This is a genomic window from Caloramator sp. (genome assembly GCF_020054765.1).
GTDB lineage: Bacteria > Bacillota > Clostridia > Clostridiales > Caloramatoraceae > Thermobrachium > Thermobrachium proteoclasticum.
Genome location: NZ_JAIHAO010000059.1, coordinates 1 through 8,913, shown reverse-complemented (window position 1 = coordinate 8,913; position 8,913 = coordinate 1). Strand labels below are relative to the sequence as shown.

Genomic DNA, 8,913 nt, shown 5'->3' with positions numbered 1-8,913 from the left:
ACTTTTTCAAACAAAGAAAAGCTTAGAATTGATTAGCGAAATGAACGAATGCCCAAGAAATCCTTCATGGGGCTAATCAATATATAACTTTTTCAACAGACTGCTCTATCTTTTCACCTTTTTTATTCTTTTTTGCTCATACATTTTATCATCTGCCTTGGTCATTATGGTATCTATATCTATTCCATCCCTATATTCACATATACCATAGCTAAAATCAATAACTATATCTTCCAAAGGATTTTCTCTTAAATAATTTTTTATAAATCCAATTTTACCCTCTGATTTATTTTCATCTGCTCCGTGCAGAAGTAGTACAAATTCATCTCCGCCTAACCTTGCAACCACATCTGTATCCCTTAAATTTTTCTTTAATACATCTGCAAAATATTTTAATGCCCTATCTCCCATTTTATGCCCATAGGTATCATTTATTGGTTTGAAATCATCTAAATCAATTAGTACAATACTAAAGCTATTTCCATATCTTGCTGCTCTTTTTATTTCCTTCTCAAGTATTTCTTCAAAACATCTTCTATTATATACATCCGTTAGTTTATCCGTTCTTAAAGCATACTTTAATTCTTCAAGTAAAATAGCATTTTTTATAGAAGCTTCCAATTGCTTTACTAAAAACTCAATAAGCTCAATATCCTTATTTGTAAAGGCATCTATCTTATTTAGATTATCAATATTTATCACTCCGTAAAATTTACCATCTATATAAATTGGAGCACTTAATGTTGCCTTAATCTCTAATGCATTCATTTCAAGCAGCATCTTATATTTTTCATTGTCTATATATTCACTATCAAAGGAGCGAGGGTTTTTTATTATATCTGCAGAATTTAATCTGTTTAGCTTATATAAATACAGCTCCTCCTTTTTAAAATTTACTTTTTTTAATTCATCTATATCATATCCTATTGCTGCCACATACTCCATACAATCCTTTTGTTTGTTATAAACAAGTATACTGCCTGCATCCCCTTCTTCTACAATTTTTAAAGTATCTACTAATATCTTTTTAAAGAGCTTATTTACATCCTTATATGCCATTAACTCTTTAGATATTTCAATTAGTAAATTATTTAAATCAACCTCCCTCTCATATTTTTGTCTCAATTTTATATATTGATTATGAAGTATTAGAAGAATAAAAGTTAGTAAAAGAATTAAAACAGTAAAAAAAGGTCTCAAATATATTCCCCCTAAAAAAGTATAGCACATTATAGTTATTTATTAACTTAAACATAATATAATTATAAAACATTTTTGATATTTTTTGAACATTTTTATTTATTTAATAATAGTATCTTATGTCAACTAAATTGAAATAATATTATTGGAGGTGTTTTTATGACTAAAAAGAAATTTAAAAATAGTATAACACCAGAGACTACAGAAATGTATCCAACAAATGATAGAGCAGTTGAATCTTACTGTGAAGGCAAACCCTGTACCTTTAAACACGTTGAATCAAATATAAAAAATTTTGATACAGGTGCTATGGAACCAAGTCTTAGAAAAAAATTAAAAAAATAGGCTGCAATGCAGCCTATTTTGGGAGGATTTAATGGTGTTGGGGGATTGTTTTAATTATTATTAATAGACAATAATTATCTTTGTAATTTAATAATACCATATTATTATTTTTTGTCAATATATGTAGAAAAATCAATTGAAATTTTTTAATATTTAATAACAGCGTAATTTCAATTATAAAGTTATACATTATATAACCAAAATAAAAAAAGCAGCTTAACGCTGCTTTTAACTTCTTATCTATTGAAGTTTCTCTTTTGTTGCTTTCTTGCTTTTCTGCATTCTGGGCATCTCTTTGGTTCGTTTTCAAATCCCTTTTCAGCGTAGAATTGTTGTTCTCCTTCTGTGAAGATGAACTCCTTACCACAGTCTACACATACTAAATTCTTGTCTGCCATTTCAACATTCCTCCTAAAATATAACCTTTTTCCTTAAGACGATGTACAACATTTCCAAGGCTATACAAGGAGAATGTTGAACTGTCTTTCGGGTACTTTATTACTATAGCACATATTTAATGTAATTGCAAGCAAAATATTTTATTTTTTCTTTGCAATCTCAATGTTTACTTTTTTACCTTTTATAGTATTTTCATTCATTATTTTCATTACTTCCTTTGCATATTCCCTCGGAACCTCCACAAAGGAGAATTTGTCATATATATCTATACTTCCAATTAAATCACCTGGTATTTTAACCTTATCTGCAAAAGCACCAACAATATCCTTTGGTGATATTCTTTGATTTTTACCTATATTAATAAACAACCTTGTCATTTCTCTATCCTGTTCTAAATCTTGAACATCTTCATCATATTTTTCATCTAACTTCATTGTCATCTTTAAAAGAGCTGATGCAATATCTAATGAAGTATAGTCATCACCTACTATTCTTTCAACTATGCCGGCATATCTTTCAAGGCCACCTTCATTTATTATCTCTTTTATATTGTCTATTAAAGCTGTTATCTTTCTCTCTTCTACATCATTTATTGTAGGTATTTTACCCATCTTAATCTTTGTTTTTGTATACCTTTGTATATCCTTTAATTTATATATTTCCTTTCCTGATATAAAGGTATATGCCTTTCCTTCTCTACCTGCTCTTCCAGTTCTTCCTATTCTATGAACATAGTTTTCAATGTCCTGTGGTACATCATAGTTAAATACCATCTCAACATTTTCAACATCAATACCCCTTGCTGCAACATCAGTTGCTACAAGTATTTCAATTAGACCTTTTCTAAACTTTTGCATTACCTTATCTCTTTGTAGCTGTTTTAAATCACCGTGAAGCCCATCCGCAAGATAACCTCTTGCTTGAAGGCTCATAGACACTTCATCTACCTTCTTTTTTGTATTACAGAATACTAAAGATAGTTTTGGATTATGTATATCTAAAAGTCTTGATAAAACTTCTATTTTATCTGCCTCTCTAACTTCTATATAGATTTGTTCAATTGTTGGAACAGTAAGTTCCTTTTGAACTATTTTAACCATCTTAGGATTATTTTGATATTTCTGAGTAAGTTCTAATATTGGTTTTGGCATTGTAGCAGAAAATAAAAGTGTTTGTCTTTCCTTTGGTGCATTACTTAAGATAAACTCTATATCCTCAATAAATCCCATATTTAGCATTTCATCTGCTTCGTCAAGAACAATCATCTTTAAATTATCTAATTTAATTGTTCCTCTATTTATATGGTCAATAACTCTACCTGGAGTACCTATTACTATGTTTACACCTTTTTTTAGAGCTTGTATTTGTCTTTCAATCGCTTGACCTCCATATACAGGAAGTGCATATACCCCCTTCTTATAGGAGGAGAGTTTTTTTATCTCCTCACTAACCTGTATTGCAAGTTCTCTTGTTGGACATAAAATCAGTGCTTGTATTTGTTTTTTGCTTGTATCTATCCTCTCTATAACAGGTATTGAAAAGGCTGCTGTCTTTCCGGTTCCCGTCTGTGCCTGACCTATTACATCGTGTCCCTCTAATACAATAGGAATCGCTTGACTTTGTATAGGAGTTGCTTCTTCATATCCAAGGTCTGCAATTGCCTTGAGTAACTCCTTTGATAGGTTTAGTTCGTTAAATTTTAATGTTGTCATATTATACCACCTTTTATTTTGTTTAATATATTAATATTATGTGTAATTTTCAAAAAAAGCAACTCCTATTTAAAAATATTTATAAATCTTATGATTCTTTCAGCAGTGTCCTCTATTAAAACAGAAGCATTTTTCATTGATTCATTTAATGAAATAGGTCCATTGGTTATTGAAAATATAGTATCTACACCATAGTTATAAATTTCTTTGTATCCCTCTTCTAATAAACCACAAACTGCAATCACAGGTTTATTATAGTTTTTTGATAATTTTGCAATGCCAAATGGAACCTTACCTGAAAGTGTTTGCCCATCAATTTTCCCTTCACCAGTAACAACAAAATCAACATCTTTTACTACTTCATCTAATTTCAAAATATCAATCAATACATCAATTCCTTTTTTTATTTTGCCATTTAAAAACACATATGCACCAGCTCCAAGTCCTCCAGCTGCTCCTCCACCTTTTATTTCACTTATATTAATCCCAAATTCCTTAAACACAACATTTGAAAAATTGACTATTGATTTTTCTAATAAAATTAAATCTTCTTCTCCAGCCCCTTTTTGTCTTGCATATACATAGGTAGCACCCTTTTCCCCATATAAAGTATTTTCAACATCACAAGCCACTAAGAATTCACATTCATCTAACCTTTTATCTTTGCAAGTTGTATCTATTGAGTGTAAATTAAAAAGTTTTACTCCTCCCAATCCAATATCATAGCCTTCTTTATCTAAAAATTTAAACCCCAGTGCCATCGCCATACCTACTCCTGCATCGTTTGTTGCACTACCACCTATTCCTAAGACAAATCTCCTAAACCCCATATCAAGTGCCTTCTTTATTAATTCTCCTGTACCATATGTCGTAGTATATAGGGGATTTCTCTCATCATCCTTAAGAAGTGGTAAACCCGAAGCTGCTGCCATTTCTATAACAACTGTTTCCCCATCACCTAATATACCAAAGTAGGAATCAATCTCCCTCATTAATGGATCCTTGACCTTTGTTTTTATAATTTCTCCTTTTGTAAAATTTACAAGTGATTCAACAGTTCCCTCTCCTCCATCTGCTATAGGAATCTTAATTACTTCTACATTGTTTTTAACACGTTTTATTCCAGCTTCAAAGGCATTGGCAGCCTCCAAAGAACTTATACTTCCCTTAAAGGAATCTATTGCAAGTAAAAATTTCATAACTTGCCCCTCCTTCTATTTAACATATAAGGGAATGGTATCCCATTCCCTATTTTAATTCTGGCCAATATTCCTTATTTGCTTCAATTAAAGCATCTAAAACTTCTCGTGCTTTTTTTGCTGATACTATTGTTCTATTCAAAGTTAATGCTTGTAGTGCCTTTTGATAGGATTCTTCAAAATATGCATCTACAGTTAATTTTTCATAAGCTAATTGATTTTCAATAAGCCCCTTATAGAAGGTTGGTATTTTTCCAACAGCAAGTGGTCTTGGCCCATTTGATGTAATCACAGCTGCAACTTCCACCATTGCATCATCTGGTATATTCGTAATTATTCCATTATTTTCTACTATAACTATGAATATTTTGTGTTTATTGAAGGCAATTGATTCTGCAAGCTCTATTATATACTCACTGTGTGCATCATTATGAACCAAACTTGATCCCTTTGAAGTGCCTTTTTCTATAACATTCATACATTCTTCAAAAACTCTCTTTTCTCTACCGTCCATAACTTCATTTGCTCTTGTATAATTTGGATTTAAATGTGCAACCTTATAGTCTGGATAGTAATAATATTGTAAATATGTGTTTGGAAGATAATCTGGAAAATCTACTAACATATCTCTTACTATTGCGTAGGTATCAAGCCAAGATTTATCTCTTTGTTCAGCATCTACCGGTTTAAAACCAGTTTCAAGAATTATTTCTTTAATCTTAGGTACTAAATCATTTCCATTTTTATCATAAAGGTGTGTAAACCAACCAAAATGATTAAGTCCAAAGTAAACTGGCTCAAATTCATTAGGATTCATATTTAATAATCTACCATATGACCTTAATAAATTAACAGGCTGATCACATATATTAAGTATTCTTTTATCATCTGAAAATACTCTTCTTAATGCTTCTGCTACTATTGCCGCAGGATTTGTATAATTTAATATCCACGCATCCTTTGAATATTTTCTTATATCATTTATTGTATTTATCATATCCCTAATAGATCTCATACCATATGCAAAACCACCTGGTCCACAGGTTTCTTGACCTAAAACTCCTAATGAAAGAGGAATTTTTTCATCCTTCTCCCTCATTTTTAGTCCACCTGTTCTCATTTGAATAAATACAAAATCAACATCTTGATAAGCTTCTTCAACCTTAGTTGTATAACTAAATTCAAGTCCTTCATACTCTTCATTAAAAAGTATTTTTGCAAATTCACCTATTGGTCTTTGTCTCTCTTCATCAATATCAAATAAAACTAATTTTTTTAGAGGAAATCTATCCTTCATTTTACACAAACTTTGAAGTAGCCCTGGCGTCCAAGTACTTCCACCACCTACAATTGTCAAATTAAATTTTTTCATAATTCTGCCTCCTTTTTTGTCATTTACATTTTCTTTAGTGCTTTTGTTACTGAAACCTTTATATTAGATGCTGATGGTCCATAGATAACTTGTACATTATTCTCATTAGGCTTTATAATACCTTTAGCTCCAGTCTTTTTAAGTTCTGCTTCATTTATTAAACTTGAGTCTTTTATTGTTACTCTAAGTCTTGTAAAGCAGTTATTTACAACTTCAATATTTTGCTTTCCACCTAATGCATTTATTATTTGAACTGCTCTTTCATCTACAGATACCTGTTTTACATCATTATCTTCTATATCTAAATCCTCTTCTCTTCCTGGTGTCTGTAGATTGAATCTAATTATTATAAACTTGAATATATAGTAATATGCTACAGCATACAAAATACCTATAAAAAGAGTTATATACCACTTTGTATTAGGCTGCATCATTCCAAATACTATAAGATCAATTATTCCTCCTTGAGTGTTTCCTATTGCTACTTTTAAAATATGATTTAGCATAAATGACATACCACTCAATACTGAGTGAATTAAGAAAAGAACTGGTGCAACAAATAAGAAGGAAAACTCCAGTGGCTCAGTAATTCCTGTTACAAGCGATGCTAACGCTCCTGTTAGCAATATACCCTTTACTTTATTTCTATGTTCCTCCTTTGCTGTATGGTACATAGCTAATGCTGCTGCTGGAAGCCCAAAAACCATTATTGGAATTTTACCTTGTGCAAGGAATCTTGTAGCTTCTGTAGAGAAATTTGTGTTTCCTGCTGCAAGTTCTGCAAAATAAATATTTAAAGCTCCTGTAACCGTTTTACCTGCAACTTGAATTTCACCACCAACTGGTGTAAATCTAAACATAGCATTTAATATATGATGAAGACCAAAAGGAATTAGTAATCTTTCTAATGCTCCAAACAAAAACGTTCCAAAATACCCAAGTTTAGCTATACCATATCCAATGGCCTGTATTCCATTTCCAATAGGAGGCCAAATTACAGGGAATATTAAACCTATAAGCATAAAAACAAAAGTTGTTACTATTGGAACAAATCTTGTCCCTCCAAAGAAACCAATATAATCTGGAAGTTTTATATTGTAATATTTATTGTGTAATGCACCAACTATCATACCTGTTAAAATACCACCGAAAACACCAAGTTCTAATGTTTGAATACCAAGAACCATTGCTTGTCCAGCTTGTTTCATATTAACAGGTTCCACTAACATTTTATTTGTCTTCAATACAAAATTTATTGCTACATTTAGAATTATAAATCCAACAAAACCCGAAAAACCTGCAATAGCAGGTTCATCATCTGCCAAACCAATTGCCAGAGCTATTGCAAATAATACAGGTAAATTTGAAAATAATGTTCCAGTTATAACACGAATATACTGGATAAAATTTTGAACTCCAGTACCTTGCAAAATTGGTAGCTTAGAAATAATATTAGGATTTGAAAATGCAGCACTTAGACCTAAAAAAATACCAGCTGCTGAAATAAGTGCTATAGGAAGCATAAATGCTTTACCTAATTTCTGAAAGTAATTATTTAATTTTTTTAGCATATATAAACCTCCTCTTATTTATTTACTCACATTATAAACAATCCATTTTGATTTTAAAATATATTTTGACAATATAGAAAATTGGTATATATGTTGTACAATTTTCAAATTGCGAATTTTTTTTCAAACCTATATTCATTTTTTTGTATTTTTGTAGTATAGTAAACTTTGATATTAAAAAATAATTTTAAAGGTGATAATATGTTAAAAATTAAAGATATTGAGGCAATAAAGTATAAATTAAACAAAAATGAAAATGAACTTTTAAAATATTTTCTTGATAACTCTGACAAAATAAAAAATATGACCATCCAAGATGTAGCTAAAAATGCTTACACTTCAACTGCAAGTATAGTTCGTTTTTGCAAAAAATTAGGATATAGTGGTTTTTCTGAATTTAAGGTCGCTATTATGTATTACTTTGAAGATAAAATCAATGTAAACAATAATTATGTTAGATTAAATAATTTTAAAAATACAATTTTTAATGATATAGATCAAAGCAAAGCTTTAATAAATGATGAAAAGATAAATTGTGTTTTAGATTTAATATATAATTCAAGTAGAATTGATTTCTATGGAGAAGGTTCTTCAAGAATGATTTGTATGGAGATGTCAAGAAAATTTCATATAATAGGAAAGCCTTCAAATTATTATGATGATACAAGTATGATGTACATATCTGCTGCATCATTAAAATCTAATGATATAGTATTCGCTATTTCAATGTCTGGTGAAACAAATCAAATATTAAAGGCAGTTAACATTGCAAGAATGAGAAAGTGTAAAATTGTTTCACTTACAAATATAGGAGTAAATACACTATCTAAATTGTCAGATATAAATCTTTATGTGTGTGCAAGTAACTTTACTATAGATGATATTAGTTTTATTTCACGTATTCCAGCATTAACTCTTATGGAATATATTTATTTTGCGTATCTTAATAAATATAAAACAAAATAAAATTTAATGAATAATTTTTTTAAAACAGTGCATTACTAATAGTGTAAGGTAAGGGTATATAACAGTTGAGCTAAGATCTATATATGCTCCCTGGCAGGGGTGTATATAGGTCGACCAAAGATTATATATAGGTCCATTTATTTGGGCTT

At 30.0% G+C, this 8,913-nt stretch carries 8 protein-coding genes; 2 read left to right on the top strand and 6 right to left on the bottom strand.

Annotated features, from left to right (window positions below; all coding sequences use genetic code 11):
• Positions 1-105: 105 nt before the first annotated feature.
• Entirely contained in the window at positions 106-1,200 is a 1,095-nt protein-coding gene (locus JG776_RS11745; RefSeq protein WP_291967731.1) for a sensor domain-containing diguanylate cyclase, read from the bottom strand.
• Between the two features lie 159 nt (positions 1,201-1,359).
• Here JG776_RS11745 and JG776_RS11740 point away from each other — a divergent pair, with 159 nt between their 5' ends.
• The gene (locus JG776_RS11740; protein ID WP_291967730.1) at positions 1,360-1,545 is read left to right on the top strand and encodes a hypothetical protein; all 186 of its coding nucleotides are present in this window, start codon (positions 1,360-1,362) and stop codon (positions 1,543-1,545) included.
• Positions 1,546-1,781: 236 nt separating this feature from the next.
• Here the strand turns inward: JG776_RS11740 and JG776_RS11735 are convergent, their stop codons facing one another.
• The 5 genes from JG776_RS11735 to JG776_RS11715 form a co-directional block, all read right to left on the bottom strand.
• Positions 1,782-1,943, bottom strand: a complete 162-nt coding sequence (locus tag JG776_RS11735) for a zinc-ribbon domain-containing protein (protein WP_027308154.1) — start codon at positions 1,941-1,943, stop codon at positions 1,782-1,784.
• A 141-nt stretch (positions 1,944-2,084) separates the two neighbouring features.
• The gene (locus JG776_RS11730; RefSeq protein WP_291967727.1) at positions 2,085-3,656 is read right to left on the bottom strand and encodes a DEAD/DEAH box helicase; all 1,572 of its coding nucleotides are present in this window, start codon (positions 3,654-3,656) and stop codon (positions 2,085-2,087) included.
• 65 nt (positions 3,657-3,721) lie between these two features.
• The gene (locus tag JG776_RS11725) at positions 3,722-4,855 is read right to left on the bottom strand and encodes a glycerate kinase (RefSeq protein ID WP_291967725.1); all 1,134 of its coding nucleotides are present in this window, start codon (positions 4,853-4,855) and stop codon (positions 3,722-3,724) included.
• A gap of 49 nt (positions 4,856-4,904) precedes the next feature.
• Positions 4,905-6,227 (bottom strand): 6-phospho-alpha-glucosidase, encoded by a 1,323-nt coding sequence (locus tag JG776_RS11720; protein ID WP_291967723.1) that lies wholly within the window; start codon positions 6,225-6,227, stop codon positions 4,905-4,907.
• Between the two features lie 23 nt (positions 6,228-6,250).
• A complete protein-coding gene (locus tag JG776_RS11715) occupies positions 6,251-7,798 on the bottom strand; it encodes a PTS transporter subunit EIIC (RefSeq protein WP_291967722.1) in 1,548 nt (515 codons plus the stop codon).
• A 201-nt stretch (positions 7,799-7,999) separates the two neighbouring features.
• On the opposite strand from JG776_RS11715, the gene JG776_RS11710 reads away from it, so the two are divergent.
• A complete protein-coding gene (locus JG776_RS11710; RefSeq protein ID WP_291967720.1) occupies positions 8,000-8,764 on the top strand; it encodes a MurR/RpiR family transcriptional regulator in 765 nt (254 codons plus the stop codon).
• Positions 8,765-8,913: the final 149 nt, after the last annotated feature.